Origin of the sequence: Janthinobacterium sp. HH102, from assembly GCF_001758625.2 — a bacterium.
GTDB lineage: Bacteria > Pseudomonadota > Gammaproteobacteria > Burkholderiales > Burkholderiaceae_D > Janthinobacterium.
Map to the genome: position 1 here is coordinate 5,029,253 of NZ_CP062062.1, position 18,151 is coordinate 5,047,403.

Here is an 18,151-nt window from a genome sequence, read left to right on the forward strand (position 1 = left end):
GACGGGGGTTCAGGAACGGCGGCGGAAGAAAAATCCCTTCAGCCGCTGCAGGTGGTCGGTCGCCACCTTCGGCCCGCGCCCGTCGGCACCGCTGACGCCCGTCAAGGGACTGTCGCCTTCGCGCTCGATGTGCACTTCCACGCCTTCGACGGGCAAGCCGTCGGTGGGACGCAGCAAGCGCGGCACGCGGCCCAGCTCGCCTTCGCCGAAGGTGGGCAGTTCCGCCTTCATGCTGGCCGGGCCGCTCCAGTGGTGGCCATCGGTCTTCACCGTCAGTGCGCCGGGACCGCCCAGTTCCACCGCGCCGCCGGACAGTTTCAGGTAGGCGCCACCCGCCGTCATGAAGGTGATTTCGTCCTGCGCCATGCCGACCAGGCGCGTGCCGGCCGTCAGGCGGATGTCCTTGGCGGCGTCCGCCTGCAGCAGGTCGTGCTGGCTTTGCAGCAAAAATTTGCCGAAATGGGCCACCTGCACGATGCCATCCTGGTGCGCGAACAGGGAAATGCCCTTGCCCCCGTTGACGTTGCAGCGCTGGGCCGCGCTCAGTTGCAGATGCTGCTGGGCCACCATGTCGATATTCGCGCCCGCGTTGCCGGCAATGGTCCGGGGCGTGCTCAGCGCCACACCCTCGGGCGCCGTGATGCTGACGGCGGGCTGGTCGGCGGCAATCGCCGCTCCCAGCGCCTTGCTGCCGGCCGCGTCCAGCGCCAGTGCCTGGTGCTGGGCGGCAAACTCGCCCAAGGAGCTAAACAATTCCAGGCACTCCTTCATCACGGCGGCATGCTCGTTGCCGTCGAGCTGCTTGCCGCTGGCACCCAGCTGTTTCCAGGCCGAAATCAGCAGCGAGCGGGCCGTGCGCACGCTGCCGCTGGCGTCGCTGCGCAATTCAAAGCCGTCGCCGCGCTGCCGCCCTACGCCGTCGCTGCGCGGCTCGGTCAGGTAGCCGAGGTTCAATTGCGTGGCCGCCTGGTCGCTGGCCAGTTGCGCGCTGATTTGCGACGGCGTGTCGTCAAAGCACAGCTGGTTGCCGCGCCCGCCCCGCACTTCGCGGCTGCGCATGCCGGACAGATAACGGTTGCCCGGCAAGGCGCCGCGGCTGCTCAGGCCGGGTGGCGCGCCCACGGCGTTGTACAGCTGGCCCACGATGATGGGCCGGTCCGGGTCGCCGCCAAGAAAATCGATCAGCACTTCCGCGCCGATGCGTGGCAAGCTCAAGGTGCCGCATTGTTTGCCGCTGCCCGGGCCATTGCCGGTCCAGCTCGACGCCACGCGCACCCAGGCTGAATCGCGCTCCGTATCGGAAGCACCGGAACCGTTGGCATGCGCGTGGTCCGGCGCGCGCGTCGCAACAAAACGCACCTTGACGCGCCCCAGCGCATCGCAATGCACTTCCTCGCCGGCAGGCCCGACGACCAGCGCGCTTTGCAGGCGGACGACGGGGAAATCGCTGCGCGGATCAAAAGCGGGCACGATGGCGATGCCACGCCGCACGCAGGTAAAACGGTTGCGGTAGCGCAAAGCCGCCTGGCCATCGGCGCCGGCCCCTTGTGCCAGAGCGGCATCGCACTGCCAGCCGCTCTGTGCAAACAGGCGCCCGACCCTGGCATCGAGCCCTGTCGGCAAGTTATTGCTGGCAGCCACGCTCAAGGCCGTGATGACGAAACTGCGCTCGGCCACCGGGTGGCAGTCGATATCGGCATGCCCTTCCAGGCTGAACCATTGGCCCGCGCAAAAGTCGCGCACGCAGCCTTCTCCCTGGAAACACTTGCTGTCCATGTCGTGACGTGCCATCGCCAGCTGGCCCAATTGCCGCAATTCGTCATTGCTGCCGGCGGCCAGCGGCGGCTCCACGATATAGTCGTCGAGACTGGCCGCCAGGCGATTGCCATTCCCGCCCTGATCTGCTCCGCTGTGAGACTGCGTGGCCATGAACTGCGGACTGTGCGGGTGGCCATCGTCCCAGCTGTAGCATTCGAACTTTCCCGCTTGCAAGCGACGCACCGCACTCCAGGCCGTCACGGTATCCCTTTCCTCGGTGGCGTCGTCGCGGTGATAGCGTACCGTGCCGGCCGCATTTTCCGGCAGGCGGCTGGCGTCGTCGAACAGCAGCAGAGCATGCACGGGCATGGTGGTGGCGTTCGCGCTGGCGGTCGCTGCCGCCTGGAAACACCAGGCGATGCCGCGGCGCCTGAGCAGGCGGCGGATAAAGGCGGCATCGGATTCATTGTGCTGCATCGTGAATTCGCGCACGGGCAAGCTGCGCGCCGCCAGCGCCGCATCGATGGTGAGATCCAGGCTGGCGGCGAGCACGCTATTGCCCTGCCGCCACTCCTCAAACAGGAGCTGCACGATCTGCAATTCATGCTTGTTGCGAAACACGCGCGTGTTGACGCGTTTTTCCATCAACGCCAGGCCGTCGCGCAGCACCAGTTGATAGGTCGCCAGACCGCCATCGCTTTGCCCCGCGCTCGCTTCGGCGACGATGCCGCAGACCCTGCGCAGCTGCCCCTGGTCCGTCACGATCTGCAATTCGGCCGGCACGGCGATGAACTGTTTCAGCGGCAACCGCGCTTCGGTGGCGACGCACAGGATGCGGTATTCCAGGCCACCGCAGACGGCCTCGCTTCCGCTGATGCGCTGCGGCAGCAAGACATCCTCATTGCTGCCTTCCGGATAAGCGAGGCGCAGCCGCAAGGCTCGGTTACCAGCGGTCAAGGCCTTGTCCACGGCCAGCCATTGCGCGAAGTCTTCCATGGTTTTCTTCCTTCCAGCGGTCATCGGGGCACAATATGTATGGCGGTCTCAGGCGGAACCATCGAATCGTATGTCGTAATGCATGTCGTCACGGTCGCGAGCCGGCAGCTTGCCGGCCAGAAAGGCATCCTGCGCCAGGCAGGCGCCCATGCCCAGGACGCAGGTGCGCACGTCTTCCCGCCGCAGCACCAGGCGTATCTCGAAGCCCACGCCGGGCAAGCCGAACAGCGCCAGCATCTGGCGCAGGGCCAGCGCGCCCGTCCGGCCGGGCAAGAAATCCTCGTAGACACGGCGCTCCAACGGTCCCAGCACCAGGCGCACGCGCAAGTCGGCGCGCCGGCAGCGCTCGCCCAGCATGGCGCCGTGCCCCAGCCGGGCGTGCGCGGTGGCCAGCAGGGTGCGCTCCTGCGGCGCGCGCCGGAACCAGGCACCCACAAAACGCTGCATGCGCACGGGCACGCCAAAATACTCGGCCAGCACCGCCTGCATCACATCGGCCGCCACGGGCCGATGCCGCAGCAAGGCCGCGTAATGGGCCAGCACATGCGCAGGCAAGCCATCCGCCTGCCGTGCCACCTCGGCAGGCCAGGCACCGGCCAGGGCCAGTTGCAGGGGCAGGAAATCGCCGCCGTTGGCGTCCATCTGGCATTCGATGCGGTAACGTGCCCAGGCCTGGTAAAACAGGGCCAGCGCGCGCTGCGACAGCGTATCGAGCCAGTCACGGGGACCGCCATCGCCCGTTTGCCGTTCGTGGCGGGCGAACGTTTCCGTGTAATGCAGCGGCAAGCTGCCATGCACGCCCAAAAAACCCAGCATTGCCGCTCGCACATGCACCTGCGTATGACCATCTGCTTCCTGCTCCAGCCACAGCTGTTCGATTTCTCCCGGCGCAAACGACAGCGATGCGCTGCCATGCAGGCGCAGGCAATCATCAAACACCTGCTCCTGCGAGATACCCTGCTGCATCAGCCAGGCAGACAGCAGCCGCACCGCCTGAAAGAAAGTGGTGCCGGACGGGTCGGCCAGCAGGCGCGCGACTACACCAGCGCCTGGTTTCCATTGCGGGGCAGGCAGCACAGCAACTCCTTTCCAGTCTTCTGCGACAAGACGATCAGGCGGGTAAACGAGCCCAGGTGCACGTACAGTCCGAGAAAACGTTCGATCACCTGGGCAAACGCATGCAAGCCGCTGCCGACAAAGGCTTCCTCATCGACGGATAGCAGGACGTCAATGCCGAACACCAGGCTGCCGCCCGCCTCGTCGTGCAGCCAGGTACTGGCGGCGCGCTGGCGCAGTCCGGTCATGCCCGCGATCTGGCGCGCGGCGCTGGCCGAACCGGGCAAGTTGTACAACTCGAGTATTTGCTTGAAGAGCGGCAAACCCTGCTCGCTCAGCGACTGATGATTCAGGGACAGTTGCGCGATCAGCCGCCAGTGCGACGCCACTCCCGCAGGGAAGCGGCCTGCAGCGCTGGGCTTGCGCAGCAGGCGCACCGGCAAGGCGCTGGCCATGCCGTCATGGCGCAAATCGCCAGCGGCATTGCCGAACACCAGGCGGCTGGGCAAATCGCGGTTGCTGCAGGTGAGCATGATGGACACCGTTTGCGTCGCGTCGTGCAGCGGCTGCATGGCGCCATCGACAAAGGCGATGCGCATGTCATAGCCGGGATTGCTCAGCGCCATGTCTTCGTCGCGCCGCGTCACCCAGTAGCGCCCCTGACGGCCGCCCGCCTCGCCGTGGCGCATCGAATAGAACGGGTGAAACGTGTCCAGCGTGGCACCCTGCGGCGTTTCACCGAGCACCTGCACACTGTCGACGCTGTGGATATCGTAGCAATGCGCCTGCCTGACCGATGGCAGCAGCACATGCTCAGCGCTCGTGTGCGTCAGGCGGATGGGATTGGCCGCCTGGCGGAACAGGTTGACGACGGGCGTGCATCCCAACACCAGATGCCTTGCCGACAGCGGCCGCAGGATGCGCGCGATATCCGTATCGACCTGCACCTCGGCCAGCAGCAGATGCACGGTGCAACGCCGGCACGCCGGAGGCAACAGGGGACGCATCGCGGCCATATCCAGGTCGACGAAATTGAATTTATCCGGGAAGGCAAACCATTCGCCCAGCAGGCGGTAAGCGGGATGCGATGCGGCCGGGGCCGGTATCAAGGCGTCTTCGGCGGAAAAACCGACCGGATGCAAGGGCACCGCGTCCAGCGCATGCCAGGCGCCATCGACTTCCACACAGGCGCGCCGGGTGCGCAGGAACAGGCTGTCGCGCAAGGTGGCGCAAAACGCAGGCTCGCCGTCGAGGAACAGACGCAGCATCGACAGCGGCAGCCCATCCAGCGTGGCTGTGGCGCCCGTCGCTTCGAGCGTGATGCTGATCGCCGCCCCCAAATCCGACGTCAGGCGCAATGCGGGCGGCGCCGACACGATGGACTGAAAGCGCACGTCGGACAGGCGCAGCGGCGCCACGGCGACATCGTAGACAGTGGTGAACTTGCAGGTGACTCCCTGATGCTCGGCAGCATGCATGACCGTGCCGTACGGGATCATGGCCGGCTCGGTCACCGTCGCAAGGTCGTTATCGATGCGGGCAATGGCGCAGGCAGGAAACGGGCGCAAATAATGGGGGAAATTCACTTCCAGCAAGGTTTCGCTGAAGGTGCCGAAACCATCAGCCAGCCGTTTGGCCGTACGTGCGTTGAACATGGCAAACGCCTGCAGCATGCGCGCCAGGTGCGGGTCGCCCGTGTCTCCGCCCTGGATGCCCAGCGCCCCCGCGATGGCCGGATAGCGCCGGGCAAACGCCTCGTTGTGCGCATGCAAGGTGCCCAGCTCGTGCTCGTAAAATTGCAACAACTCATCCATGCCAGCTCCCAACGCCTGACCCGCATATGTAGGTACAGCCCCATCAGCATTATTGAGGAAGCGGGGAAAAGGAAAATTGAGTTTGAACAAGATTGCAAGCATGAATCGGCAAGCAATGCCTTGCCCACGGCAGCAACTTTTGTTCACTCCTTGTCAATACCAATTGACTTATTCGAAACAATCGTTTTAAATCAGGAAGTTACTCAAAATCAATCATTTTGCGCACACAGCCATCGCAATTCCCTTCCCGATGCCTGCTGCGCACCTTGATGCACTCTGAAGCCAAGGTATATGGAACTGCTCGACTCCCTGCGTCAGACCCCGTCGCAAGACGACACGATCAGCGGTCACTACGAAGTGCGCCGCTTGCTGGGCGAAGGCGGTTTCGGCCATGTATTCGAAGCGTGGGATGCCAAGCTGTGCCGTAGCGTGGCGCTGAAGCGCCTGAAACCGCAAGCCGATGTGCTGCATCCCGAAAAACTCATCAATGAAGCGCGCCTGGCCGCCTCGCTCAGGCATGCAGCCTTCGTACGCATTTTCGCCATCGAAGGCCAGGGCACGAGCCAGTCCATCGTCATGGAACTGGTCGAAGGCCAGACCCTGGGGCAATTCATGCACAGCGGCAAGGCTGACCTGCAGTCTGCGCTCGACATCGCCTACCAGATCGCCGACGCCATGGACGAGGCGCATGCGATGGACTTGGTCCATGGCGACCTGAAACCATCGAACCTGATGCTGGAAGCAAACGGCAGGGTGCGCATCCTCGACTTCGGCCTGGCGCGCCACATCGACCCGCAAGCCACACAAACGACCACCCTGTGCGACCTGCAGGGCACGATCGCCTACATGGCGCCCGAGCGCCTGATGGGGCGCCTGCCCGACACGCGCGGCGACGTGTATGCCTTGGGCGCCATGCTGTACGAAATGCTGGCCGGCCAGCGCCACTTCGCCCACCTGAACGGCCTGGCCCTGGCCGCCGCCCACATGCAGGCAACAGAACCGTGGCCCGACCTGCCGGACTCCGTCCCGCCCGCCATCAACGCCCTCGTGCGCGCGATGACGGCGCACGATCCGGCCGAACGGCCACGCACCATGCGCGACGTGCGCGAGGCGATAGGCGGGGGGCACAGGGAGACGACAACATTGGCAACACCTGTCGTGGCGACGCCACCGCCAGTAGATGTGGCGCCCGCAGTCTCTATCCGCTTGCCCATTCCACGCAAGCGCACATTACAAATCACTGCCGGGATTGCGCTGCTGGCTTTGGCTGCATGGCAAATGCCAATCATTTCTTCCACAGTGAAGTCATTCATCACAGCCAAAGAAGCGCCCGCACCTTTTTCGGAAATCGCCAGCATGGCAGCCGGTATGGAAGCTCTGCGGGTTTTCGACCGCGAGACCAGCCAGACGCAAGCGATCGAACATTTCAACACGGTACTCAAGCATAGTCCGCACAATGCGGCCGCAGCGGCAGGTCTCTCCCTCGCCTACAGCCTGCGCTATATTGGCGATGGCCGCGATGATACCTGGCTCCAGCGCGCCGATGCCAGTGCCCAGCAGGCCCTGATGTCCGACAATCAAGTGGCACTGGCCCATGTCGCCCATGCTTGGGTTCTGGATCTTCAAGGCAAGCAGGATGCGGCAATGCAGGCAACGGCGATTGCGCTCAATCTCGATCCACATAATATGCTGGGACTTGCAGGCAAAGCACGCCTGTTGATACAGGCAAGTAAATTTGACTTGGCTCAAGTGACGCTGGACAAGGCCATCGAAATTTATCCACGCGAACGCCTTTTCCCTTTGCTCTTAGGCATGATGCGTTATCGTCAAACAGATTATGCAATGGCAGAGCAAGCCTTCCGCACCAGCATAAAACTGGACCCGCAATCGTCAAACGCCTACGCCTATCTGAATGCGGTTCTCCTACGCCAGAATCGCAATGATGAGGCACTTCAAGTACTTCAACAAGGCTTGCAACTACAACCGCATTGGGAGCTATACAGCAACCTTGGTACAAGCCTCTTTGCGAAAGGCGACTATTTAGGAGCAGTGCAGGCTTTTGAAAATGCAGTCTCATCCAATAAGGGTGGCCCTGGTATTTATATGCTTTGGGCTAACCTTGCCGATGCACAACGTTGGATCCCTGCACAAGCCGCCGCCTCCAAAAAATCTTATCAACGCGCAGTCACATTGCTCAAGCCGATATTGGCGCGCCAGCCTGACAATGCCACCTTTAACTCCCGTATGGCGCTGTACTCAGCCTATCTGGGAGAAAAAAAATATGCCATGGAACGGATGCGGCAAGCTATTTCAATTGCACCTGACAGCGCTGATGTCCATTTCAGAGCAGCCTTGACCCATGAGTTACTTGGCAATCGTACAGAAGCGATTCAGGCAGTGCTACATGCCTCCAAACTCGGCTACCCCATCAACCTGATCGATTCGGCCCCCGATCTGTTGAACCTGCGGCGAGATGCCCGCTACCAGCAATTTCTTATCAACATGGAAAGAGATAGTAAAAAATGACACTTGTAAGCCCTTGGATGAAGCTATCCGTACACTTCGATGCAGATCAAATCACCAACCAATTGGATTACAGCTTCACCTCGTGCGATGGAACGGCAGACCCCCGCCACGGTCCCTACATGGGCGGCGTACACTTCCAGAAAGGCCAGCACGTTTACCTCGACGTTACCTGCTGTGGCTCCAAGGAAAGCGGCTTCACCTCGTTCCAGATCGTCGACTGCTGCATCATCACCGTACCGCAATTGACGCAAATCGGTCCGAAAGTACCGACCGTGTACTCGCCGCCATCCCCATTCTTGCAAGCCGTGGGCGCCACCTATCATTTACCACTGGACTTCGAAATTCAGCAACTGCTGGGCGAACCGGAACTGCCGCCCCTGCACCGCATCCGCCAGGAGTGGAAACACAATCTGGACGTAGGCTATGCTGCCGGTCGCTGGGAATTGTCCTTCGTCATGACCGTGCGCATTATGCGCGGCGAAGACGTTCAACCGGAACTGCGCGTATTTTCTTTCGACCCGGAAAGTTCGGTCGGCGGTACCGTCGCTCTTTAAGGTCTGGCACCACTGGCTGAAACAGAAACGCATTACTGGAACAGGGCGCGAGCCCTTACGCGCCACTACCCTGTAAAACGCGAATGACGCCAGGCTTTATGTCAGCACACAAGCTAGTGTGCTGACCGTCAGTAGTAGACGCGTTGTTGGCTGGAGATATTCCTTCCTCGCAGGTATCTACTCCGCCTCGGCCGACTTTGAAAAATGGACGTGTCCCGCGACCTTCGCCAGTTCCAGTGCCAAATTTCAGTAATATGGATGGTGACATAACCATTCTGACGCCACTCACTTCCTTGTCCTGACCGCATCGAAATAAAAGCCGTTCCAATAGACCAGGATGCGGCCCGGTTCCTTCAAAAAGAGGTGGGTGCAGCAGACGTCGATCGCCGTGACCGGGTCGGGCAACCCCATGTTTGCCGAGCTCACATGCCCCTGCTCTCGAAACGAGCGCGCCAAGTCGTTGACGCTTCGCTCGTAGCTCGGCGATGCACACGCCCCTCCATTAAACACGAACTTGTCCTTGGTGACCGCGACGGTTTTGCCGATCAACGCGCGCGCCTGCCGGTCCGACATCGAGGCGATGTCGGCGGCGTCGATCACCTTCGTCAACCGCTACTGGCCAAGGATGTCCGCGTTGAGCTCGGCTCCGGCGCGCACGCCAGGAACTGGCTCGGCATCCACAGCCGTCGTTATGACGGATGCCCACGCCAGCCCCACGAGGAAGAGCGCGAGACCACCTGCAATTTGCGGATCCTTCCAGGAACGGCGCTCATCGACATGACTCTTCCTTTCGTGATGTGGTCCTGATGCTCTGTGGCCTTATGCTGCGTGCCTTTGGTGCTGTGGCCAGGTGCTGAGCCTGAGCTGGCGGGCTACTTCGCCGCGTCGCGGAAAGGTGCGCGTTGCTGGTATGGCCGGTGAGAAAAGTCTATCCAATCGATTAGGTGTAGGGACGTATGACGCGCAGCGTGGCGTTTCCCCTCATGCGGCACCATAGCGATGCAGATGGCAATGCTAGATCAAATCCATACCTCGCCTGCTCTCGGTCTTGTTTTTCGCGCGGCAGTTGCGCCAGATTGCCACCGGCCATCGTGTAAAAATAGTCCAGAACCTGATTTGGGTCTTCGAGCTTCAGCATAGTGTGATGCCGATGCTCGGGCAGGACGATGGCCACGGCATGCGGCCCGCCTGTCCACATGCTACGCTCCATTGCGCCCCTTTGCAGTAGCCTGCGGAACAGATTCCATTCGTAGATTGCGACACCATCGATCTGATAAGCGCTGAAAGACGGCAGCGTGTGCACAACGACATAATGCGAGTTCGCGAGAATATGCTGGTCGGTCAGCCTGATATCGCCCAGTGCGCCCTTAATCTTTGCAAGCACGTCCTTTTCCGTAAGTCGTTGGCGCAAGGCGACCAGTCGCTTCACGCCTTTCGTCAGCGGCCAATTCTTGCCGCCCCAATAATTCAATTCATCGCCCAGATCAGCCGTACGGCTATTGCGCTTCCACTTCGCCTGGATGAAAAATATCTGCCGCCGCGCCACCTCGAAAATGATCAGGTCGCAGTCGTACATCTTGCCTTTGCCATTTTCGCTCCGCTTGAATCCGGCCCGCACCACATAATCCGCTGGAGAAACGCGTCGCGTGATGTATTCCGTAATTTCCTTTTCAAATTTTTCGCCGAGGTCACGGGCCTGCTCCCCGCTCAAGGCGGCGGATTTGCAGCAATGGACCGCGTGTCCGAGCCCCGTTTTTCCCAGGCTCAGGCAGCCGCCAGCGTGCACGTAAATGCCGCGATTAGATGGAATAGCAGCGGCGCGATCAGCCAGCACGAGGTTCAGCAGGTCTCGATCAAGTTCAAGTCGCTCACATAGAGCATCGTTCGGTATGACACCCGCTTCGTCGGCGAGTCGGACAATTTCAAGCAGCGCGAACCAACGACATAGTTCGCGCGCGCCGCTGATCAGTTCCGACGAGGAGGCATCGCGTGCCATATACGTGCCGATAGAGAAGAAACTGTCCAGAAAAGCGTCTTCCAGCGTGTCGAGCAGCTCGGGCCGCAACAGTGTCAGGATGCTGGCGGTGCGGGTCAGGTCGCCATGACGCAGGTGGGTAATAACGTCACGCAGCACCAGCGTCAACGACAGTTGAGACTGCGCCTCCATGGTCGTTGTGATCGTCCGGTTGTACAAGATTTCTCCACCGTGCGGCGTGAAGGAAAACGTCACCAGTTGGCGCGTTACCTGCGCTTCCAATATCCCCATCAGCGTCAGGAAGACCACTTCGTGGAAGCTGAATGCACGCACGGCAACCCGGCTGCTGTCAGCGTCGAGCTTGAACCGCTGGTTTGGCTGCTCGCTGCGCTGATGAACGAAGTCGGCGTGATCGCGGACGAGTTCCTCCAGCAGTTCGACCTGTCGGGCGAGCACCAGTTCCGGAACCAGCGGAAGTTGGTCAGGTCCCAACTGCGCGACCTGCTGAAAGACGCGCTCAGCCTGGTGCACCTGCGACAACAATGTTCCACCTCGCCACGTCGGCATTGAGCTTGCCAGCGCCCGATAAACCTGCGCCAGATGCGGCAACCGCTCAGCCACCAGCGCACAACTTTCGTCGGTAAAGGGCTTTCTAAAAAAACGGGAAAGTGTCTTCCTTTCCGGCTCTTCCAGCATGGCGGCATCGAGATATATCAGCATGGGCAACAGAAAGCGATGGCATCAGGTCGAATAATGATAAACGAGTTTATGATTGTTGCCACCTGTTGCTTTTGAGAGCGGCCCTATGACCAGCGTCTTTCCAGCTGCAATCGCCAGAGCGCAGCATGCCAAGATTGACTGGGCCCACGAATAACGATGGCCACTTTCGCGAAATGGAGAGCGGAGCCTCCCCGTCCCGAAACACTCGCTCGATGGTCTACTTGAAGACTTGCTCTGCAAAGGCGGCCACGGCCAAAGCAAGCACATCGTCTTGCGAAATGGAAATAGAATTTCATTCTACCCAGGCCGCCCCGACCTCCACAAGCGCGGCTTTTTCACATCCGCACGCAATACCCCGCTCCGCCCGCCGAAAGCGGTAAAATGACGGCCTTGAACCCAAGCTCCGCTCCACTGGCGCGGCTTGGCACGCACAACAGCACCACCCACAGCCCGGCACGCATGCCTTCCCTGCGGCCGGACCAACGACAAAGAACACATGACCACCGTCCCAAAAGAAATCAACGCCGCCGCGGCAAAGAAGAATTCGGCTGAAAAGCTCACGCCCATGATGCAACAATATATGGGCATCAAGGAAAACCACCCGACGATGTTGGTCTTCTACCGCATGGGCGATTTCTACGAGCTGTTTTTCGAGGATGCGGAAAAAGCGGCGCGCCTGCTGGGCATCACCCTGACGGCGCGCGGCGTGGCCAGCGGCAACCCCATCAAGATGTGCGGCGTGCCGTTTCACTCGCTGGACGGCTACCTGGCCAAGCTGGTCAAGCTGGGCGAGTCGGTGGCCATTTGCGAACAGATCGGCGACCCGGCCACCAGCAAGGGACCCGTCGAGCGCAAGGTCATGCGCGTGGTCACGCCCGGCACCCTGACGGATGCGGACTTGCTGCCGGAAAAGGCCGAGCGCCCGCTGCTGGCCATGTGCAGCATCACGCAGCGCAAGACGGTCACCACGGGCCTGGCCTGGCTGTCGCTGGCCAGCGGCGCCTTGAAACTGATGGAGTTTTCCGGCGACAGCGCCACCGTGGCGGCGCGCCTGCAGCAGGAATTGGAACGCATCGTGCCCGCTGAAATTCTCAGCGGCGACAACGGCAACCTGTTCGACGACTACGCGGGCACGCACATCAACCGCGTGCCGGATTGGCATTTCGATGTGGTGGGCGGCCACAAGGCCCTGCTCGACCAATTGGGCGTGGCGACCCTGACGGGCTTTGGCGCCGACGGCCTCGGTGCCGCGTTCGGCGCGGCCGGCGCGCTGCTGCGCTATGCGCAATCGACGCAAGGGCGGGGCTTGCAGCACGTGCGCTCCTTGACGACGGAAACGGAAAGCGAATTCATCGGCCTGGACGCGGCCACGCGCCGCAACCTGGAATTGACGGAAACCATCCGCGGGCAGGAATCGCCGACCTTGTTCTCCCTGCTGGATCATTGCCGCACGGCCATGGGTTCGCGCATGCTGCGCCACTGGCTGCACCATGCGCGGCGCGACCAGAACGTGGCGCGCGCGCGCCATGAAGCGATTGCCGCGCTGGCGCAAAGCGAGGCGGCCGGTCCGCTCGCCGCCACGTTGGCGCAAGTGCCCGATATCGAACGCATCACCACGCGCATCGCCCTGCTGTCGGCGCGTCCGCGCGACCTAGCCGCCCTGCGCGACGGCTTGCTGCAACTGCCGGCCCTGCGCGGCGACGTCGTGCGCTGCTATGGTCCCGGCCAGGGCGGCGAAACGGGTTTGCTGGCCGCCATCCACGCGGCACTGGCGACACCGACGGCCTGTCTGGACTTGCTGGTGCGCGCCGTGGCGCAGGAACCGGCCGCGATGGTGCGCGACGGCGGCGTGTTTGCCACCGGTTTCGATGCCGAACTCGATGAATTGCGCGCCCTGTCGGAGAACGCGGGCCAGTTCCTGCTCGACCTGGAAACGCGCGAACGGGCGCGCACGGGCATCGCCAACCTGCGCGTCGAATACAACAAGGTGCACGGCTTCTATATTGAAGTCACGCACGGCCAGACGGACAAGGTGCCGGACGACTACCGCCGCCGCCAGACCCTGAAAAACGCCGAGCGCTACATCACGCCGGAACTCAAAGTATTCGAAGACAAGGCCCTGTCGGCGCAAGACAAGGCCCTAGTGCGCGAAAAACTGCTGTACGACCTGCTGCTGGCCGAGCTGGCGCCACACATCGGCACCTTGCAGACGATTTCGCAGGGCCTGGCCCAGCTCGACACCCTGAATGCGCTGACGGAACACGCGCAGCAGCACAACTGGGCCGCGCCGCAACTGGTCGACGAGCCGTGCATCAACATCGTCGAAGGCCGCCACCCGGTGGTGGAAAAGCAGATCGAACGCTTCATCGCCAACGATTGCCGCCTCGTCAACGAACGCCGCCTGCTGCTGATTACCGGCCCGAACATGGGCGGTAAATCGACCTTCATGCGCCAGGTGGCATTGATCACCCTGCTGGCCTACGTGGGCAGCTACGTGCCGGCCGCATCCGCCACCATCGGCCCCATCGACCGCATCTTCACGCGCATCGGCGCCACCGACGACCTGGCCGGCGGACGCTCGACCTTCATGGTGGAAATGACGGAATCGGCAGCGATTTTGAACGGCGCCACCGAGCATTCGCTGGTGCTGATGGATGAAGTGGGCCGCGGCACTTCGACCTTCGACGGCCTGGCCCTGGCCTGGGCCATCGCGCGCCATCTGATCGACAGCAGCCGCAGCTTCACTCTGTTCGCCACGCATTACTTTGAGCTGACGCAATTGCCGGACAGCCATCCGAGCGCCGCCAACGTGCATCTGTCCGCCGTCGAACACAAGGACAGCATCGTCTTCCTGCACGCCGTGCAAGCCGGTCCCGCTTCGCAAAGCTACGGCTTGCAGGTGGCGCAGCTGGCTGGCGTGCCGCAACCCGTGATCAAGGCCGCGCGCAAGCACCTGGCGCGCCTGGAAGCGCAGGCGCTGGACGCCACGCCGCAGCGCGACCTGTTCGCGCTGCCTTCCGCCGATCCGTATGCGCAAGAGGAAGACGAGGCAGCGGCGGCGCCGCTGGCCGCATTGAACGCGGCGCAGCAAGCATTGCTCGACGCCATCGCCGACCTCGATCCCGACGCGCTCACCCCGCGCGATGCGCTGGAGCAGCTGTATCAGTTGAAACGGCTGGCCGCCGCATGACGATCCGGCGCGGCACGATCCGCCTGCTGGCTGCCGGCTTGCTGGCCGTCAGCCTGCCATGGCAAGCGGCGCTGGCGGCCCCGGGCGACCAGGCCGGCTTCGAGTTTGCCGTGCTGGGCCATTCCTTCAACGCGGGGCCCGACGATGGCCCCCTGAAAAAAGCCATCGCGGAAACCAGCGCTTTCAACGCGTCCTTCGTCGTGGCCACCGGCATCAAGGCCGCCAGCGAATCGTGCAGCGACAAGCTGTACAGCCAACGCAAGGACTTGCTGGACGCCAGCGGTCCGCCGCTGATCGTCTCGCTGTCGGCCAGCGACTGGGCCAACTGCCGCAATTCGCGCGGCCGCATCAACGCCATCGAACGCCTGAACCGCCTGCGCGACGTGTATTTCGCCGACGACCAGAGCCTGGGCCAGCGCAAGCTGACCCTGTCGCGATTATCATCGACGGCGAAATTCCGCAGCTATGCGGAAAACGCCCACTGGGAATACGGCGGCGTGCTGTTTGCCACCATCAACCTGCCCGCAAATAACAACCATTTCCTGCCAGAAGCCGGCCGCAACAGCGAATTCGAAGACCGGCTGGTCGCCAACCGTTCCTGGCTGCAGCGCCTGTTCGCCATGGCGCAACGCAAGAAACTCGACGGCATCGTGCTGTTTTCCGATGGCGACATGGGCGTGCTCGATGAAGACGACAATTCGCTGCTGCCCAGCTTCAGTTCGAAACAGGATGGTTTTGCCGGACCGCGCAAGCAGGTGCGCACCCTGGCGAAGAAGTTCAGCGGCAAGGTGTTATTGATCGATACGCAGCGCAAAGCCGAAGCGGACGGCAAGGAAGGCAAAAACAAAAAGGCTGCGGCCAGGACGGACGCGCCAAAAATCAGCTGGAAAGGCAACCTGGGCCACGTCAGCATCGACAACGACTGGTCCGCCATTGCCGTACGGCCCGGCAAGACGCCATTCTTTGAGGTACGTCAACGTGCCACCCGCCCATCGGCGCAAGCGAGGGCCAAGGCGTCAACGCTACGTCGTTAATTACAGCGGCACAAACGAACAGGCCGGCATATAGCCGGCCTGGAACAAGCGGTATTAATGAATCGGGTGCGTGCGGAAGTGATCGCCCTCTTCGCCTTCATCATCTTCATCGCCATGGTCATGGCCGTGTGCGCCATGCACGTGGCCATGGGCGATTTCTTCTTCGGTGGCTTCGCGCACGTCAGCGACGGTCAGCGAGAAGCGCAGCGCGATGCCGGCCAGTGGATGGTTGCCGTCCAGCACGACTTTGTCGTCGGCGATATCGGTCACGGTGAAGATCATCGCTTCTTCGTCCGGCGAATCGCTTTCCGGCATGCCTTCGAACTGCATGCCCACTTCCAGCGGCTCAGGCAGGCGATTGCGCGGCTCGACCTTGACCAGGGCGGGATCGTATTCACCGAAAGCATCATCCGGTTCGATCTGGATCGTGTTGGAATAGCCAACTTCCTTGCCGTCGAGCTCTTCTTCGATCTTCGGCAGGGTGTTTTCATAATCACCGTGCAGGTAGACCATCGGCTGACGGCCGTCTTCGATCAGATTGTCTTGCGCGTCTGACAGTTTGTAGTTGACAGTCACGACCGTATTTTTGGCAATCTTCATTATGCTTCCTTTCATTGTATAAGCTGGCAAATTATACCTTCACGCCGCCAACGGCAGGCGCATTCCTGCATTTCCGGTTGTTATAATGGGCGCATGAAAAAATTAACTCTCCTCGGCGATATCACGCCGGCGCAATTCCTGCGCGACTACTGGCATAAAAAACCCTTGTTGATCCGTCAAGCCGTGCCTGGCTTCAAGGCGCTGTTCGATGTCAAGGCCCTGGCCGAGCTGGCTACCCTGGACCACGTCGAATCGCGTCTGGTCAGCCATGCGGATGGCCACTGGAACATGCAGCAGGGTCCGCTGACCAGCCTGCCCTCGCTGAAACAGAAGGAATGGACCTTGCTGGTGCAGGGCGCCAACTTGCACAGCGCCAAGGCCGACGCCCTGCTGCGCCAGTTCCGCTTCCTGCCCGACGCGCGCCTGGACGACCTGATGGTCAGCTTCGCCACCGATGGCGGCGGCGTGGGCCCGCATTTCGATTCCTATGACGTGTTCCTGCTGCAAGGCCAGGGCAAGCGCCATTGGCGCATCGGTGCGCAGAAGGACCTGAGCCTCATCGACGGCTTGCCGCTGAAAATCCTCAGCAACTTCACGCCCGACGAAGAATTCACGCTGGAACCGGGCGACATGCTGTATTTGCCGCCCCACTACGCGCACGACGGCGTGGCCATCGGCGACTGCCAGACGTATTCGATCGGTTTCCGCTCGCCATCATTCCAGGAACTGGGCGAAGCTTTCCTGCAATTCATGGCCGATTCGATCGACTTGCCGGGCATTTACAGCGATCCCGACCTGAAAGCGTCGGGCAAGCCGGCGGAAATCCCCCGTGAAATGCTCAGCACCATCGCGGAAGAAATGAACAAGGTGCGCTTCACGGAAGAAGACGTGACCATTTTCCTGGGCGAACACCTATCGGAACCGAAGCACAATGTGTTTTTCACGCCGCTGTCCAAGCCGCTGACGGTGGGCCGCTTCGCGGATGCCGCACAGAAAAAGGGTGTCGTGTTGTCGCGCAAGACGCTGATGCTGTATCGTGGCAAGAATGTCTTCATCAATGGCGAATCGTTTGCCATTGGCAAGGCCGACAAAACGGCCCTGGAAACCTTGGCCAACGAACGCGCCCTCGATGGCGCCGCCGTGGCACAGGCGTCCGATGACGTGATGGATGCTTTGTATACCTGGTATCAGGATGGCTGGATCGAACTGGCTTGAATGAGCGTGTCGTAGCAAAGTGGTATTACAGTAGGTAAAATAACAGCTTCTGCGCCAGCGCAATGAAACATATTATTTTTATATCGTTTTGTCGCGCTTTCGCAAATCGCTTACACTTGCTTGCAATTTGCTTCGGCAAATATTGCGATATCACAAAATAGTTGCGAATTTGCCTCTTGCTCCTATTGCGACGCACCAAAAATCGCTATAATATTCGGTTAGGAAGTTTCCGTTGTCTGGCAGGCACCACCTGGTACGAAAAGCCTTCGAAGACGACCTAACGAGCGATAATTACCGGTAATTATTCATCGCAACAATATTGATTTATTTTTTGAAATAATTAAGGAAAACAAATGAAAAAATCCCTGCTGATCGCCTCCCTGATGGTTGTTGCTCTGGCTGCTTGCAGCAAAAAAGAAGAAGCTCCTGCACCAGCACCAGTAGTTGAAACCCCAGCACCAGCACCAGCAGTTGAAGCTGCTCCAGCTGCTGCTGCTGACGCTGCTGCTTCGGCCGCTACCGACGCTGCTGCTGCTGCTTCGAGCGCTGCTTCGGCCGCTTCGGACGCTGCTGCTGCCGCTTCGGCTGCTGCATCGGCTGCTAAGTAATTAGCACCCGGCACTAGAGAAAGCCGGCCTTAGGGCCGGCTTTTTTGTTGGGTAAACGCCCAACCAAACCTACTGCGCGCGGCGCTTTGCGGCCTGCGATGCTCA

At 61.3% G+C, this 18,151-nt stretch carries 12 protein-coding genes; 6 read left to right on the forward strand and 6 right to left on the reverse strand.

Annotation, left to right across the window (positions count from 1 at the left end):
* Positions 1-9 precede the first annotated feature (9 nt).
* Genes JAB4_RS22920 through tssF form a run of 3 tightly spaced genes read right to left on the reverse strand, consistent with a single transcriptional unit; the run spans position 10 to position 5,624 of the window.
* On the reverse strand, positions 10-2,754 hold the full coding sequence (locus JAB4_RS22920; RefSeq protein WP_070221415.1) for a type VI secretion system Vgr family protein: 2,745 nt from the start codon (positions 2,752-2,754) through the stop codon (positions 10-12).
* A 48-nt stretch (positions 2,755-2,802) separates the two neighbouring features.
* On the reverse strand, positions 2,803-3,831 hold the full coding sequence (gene tssG, locus JAB4_RS22925; RefSeq protein ID WP_083286936.1) for a type VI secretion system baseplate subunit TssG: 1,029 nt from the start codon (positions 3,829-3,831) through the stop codon (positions 2,803-2,805).
* Positions 3,792-5,624: a type VI secretion system baseplate subunit TssF gene (gene tssF, locus JAB4_RS22930; RefSeq protein WP_070221416.1), complete on the reverse strand. Its 1,833-nt coding sequence runs from the start codon at positions 5,622-5,624 to the stop codon at positions 3,792-3,794. Before tssF ends, tssG begins: the two co-directional genes overlap by 40 nt.
* 291 nt (positions 5,625-5,915) lie before the next feature.
* Between tssF and JAB4_RS22935 the strand changes: the two genes are divergently transcribed.
* Positions 5,916-8,150, forward strand: a complete 2,235-nt coding sequence (locus JAB4_RS22935) for a serine/threonine-protein kinase (protein ID WP_070221417.1) — start codon at positions 5,916-5,918, stop codon at positions 8,148-8,150.
* 17 nt (positions 8,151-8,167) lie between these two features.
* The gene (locus JAB4_RS22940; RefSeq protein ID WP_070221418.1) at positions 8,168-8,704 is read left to right on the forward strand and encodes a hypothetical protein; all 537 of its coding nucleotides are present in this window, start codon (positions 8,168-8,170) and stop codon (positions 8,702-8,704) included.
* 285 nt (positions 8,705-8,989) lie between these two features.
* Here JAB4_RS22940 and JAB4_RS22945 read toward each other — a convergent pair whose 3' ends face one another.
* Entirely contained in the window at positions 8,990-9,313 is a 324-nt protein-coding gene (locus JAB4_RS22945; RefSeq protein WP_070221419.1) for a hypothetical protein, read from the reverse strand.
* Between the two features lie 331 nt (positions 9,314-9,644).
* Positions 9,645-11,399, reverse strand: coding sequence for a hypothetical protein (locus JAB4_RS22950; protein ID WP_070221420.1), 1,755 nt, complete (start codon positions 11,397-11,399; stop codon positions 9,645-9,647).
* A gap of 496 nt (positions 11,400-11,895) precedes the next feature.
* On the opposite strand from JAB4_RS22950, the gene mutS reads away from it, so the two are divergent.
* Both mutS and JAB4_RS22960 read left to right on the forward strand, forming a co-directional pair.
* Positions 11,896-14,589, forward strand: coding sequence for a DNA mismatch repair protein MutS (gene mutS / locus JAB4_RS22955; RefSeq protein ID WP_070221421.1), 2,694 nt, complete (start codon positions 11,896-11,898; stop codon positions 14,587-14,589).
* Positions 14,586-15,623: a hypothetical protein gene (locus tag JAB4_RS22960; RefSeq protein WP_070221422.1), complete on the forward strand. Its 1,038-nt coding sequence runs from the start codon at positions 14,586-14,588 to the stop codon at positions 15,621-15,623. The genes mutS and JAB4_RS22960 overlap by 4 nt, the downstream gene beginning before the upstream one ends.
* Before the next feature lie 54 nt (positions 15,624-15,677).
* On the opposite strand, the gene JAB4_RS22965 is transcribed toward JAB4_RS22960, so the two are convergent.
* Positions 15,678-16,223, reverse strand: coding sequence for a peptidylprolyl isomerase (locus JAB4_RS22965; RefSeq protein WP_070221423.1), 546 nt, complete (start codon positions 16,221-16,223; stop codon positions 15,678-15,680).
* Positions 16,224-16,316: 93 nt separating this feature from the next.
* Here JAB4_RS22965 and JAB4_RS22970 point away from each other — a divergent pair, with 93 nt between their 5' ends.
* Positions 16,317-17,438, forward strand: a complete 1,122-nt coding sequence (locus JAB4_RS22970) for a cupin domain-containing protein (protein ID WP_070221424.1) — start codon at positions 16,317-16,319, stop codon at positions 17,436-17,438.
* A 353-nt stretch (positions 17,439-17,791) separates the two neighbouring features.
* Positions 17,792-18,046, forward strand: coding sequence for a hypothetical protein (locus tag JAB4_RS22975; protein ID WP_071650198.1), 255 nt, complete (start codon positions 17,792-17,794; stop codon positions 18,044-18,046).
* The last annotated feature ends 105 nt before the right edge of the window (positions 18,047-18,151 follow it).

Coding starts and splice junctions, on each gene's coding strand:
- JAB4_RS22940 (WP_070221418.1), top strand. CDS start 8,168: ATGAAGCTATCCGTACACTTCGATGCAGATCAAATCACCAACCAATTG.
- JAB4_RS22960 (WP_070221422.1), top strand. CDS start 14,586: ATGACGATCCGGCGCGGCACGATCCGCCTGCTGGCTGCCGGCTTGCTG.
- JAB4_RS22935 (WP_070221417.1), top strand. CDS start 5,916: ATGGAACTGCTCGACTCCCTGCGTCAGACCCCGTCGCAAGACGACACG.
- mutS (WP_070221421.1), top strand. CDS start 11,896: ATGACCACCGTCCCAAAAGAAATCAACGCCGCCGCGGCAAAGAAGAAT.
- JAB4_RS22920 (WP_070221415.1), bottom strand. CDS start 2,754: ATGGAAGACTTCGCGCAATGGCTGGCCGTGGACAAGGCCTTGACCGCT.
- JAB4_RS22950 (WP_070221420.1), bottom strand. CDS start 11,399: ATGCTGATATATCTCGATGCCGCCATGCTGGAAGAGCCGGAAAGGAAG.
- JAB4_RS22965 (WP_070221423.1), bottom strand. CDS start 16,223: ATGAAGATTGCCAAAAATACGGTCGTGACTGTCAACTACAAACTGTCA.
- JAB4_RS22975 (WP_071650198.1), top strand. CDS start 17,792: ATGAAAAAATCCCTGCTGATCGCCTCCCTGATGGTTGTTGCTCTGGCT.
- tssF (WP_070221416.1), bottom strand. CDS start 5,624: ATGGATGAGTTGTTGCAATTTTACGAGCACGAGCTGGGCACCTTGCAT.
- JAB4_RS22970 (WP_070221424.1), top strand. CDS start 16,317: ATGAAAAAATTAACTCTCCTCGGCGATATCACGCCGGCGCAATTCCTG.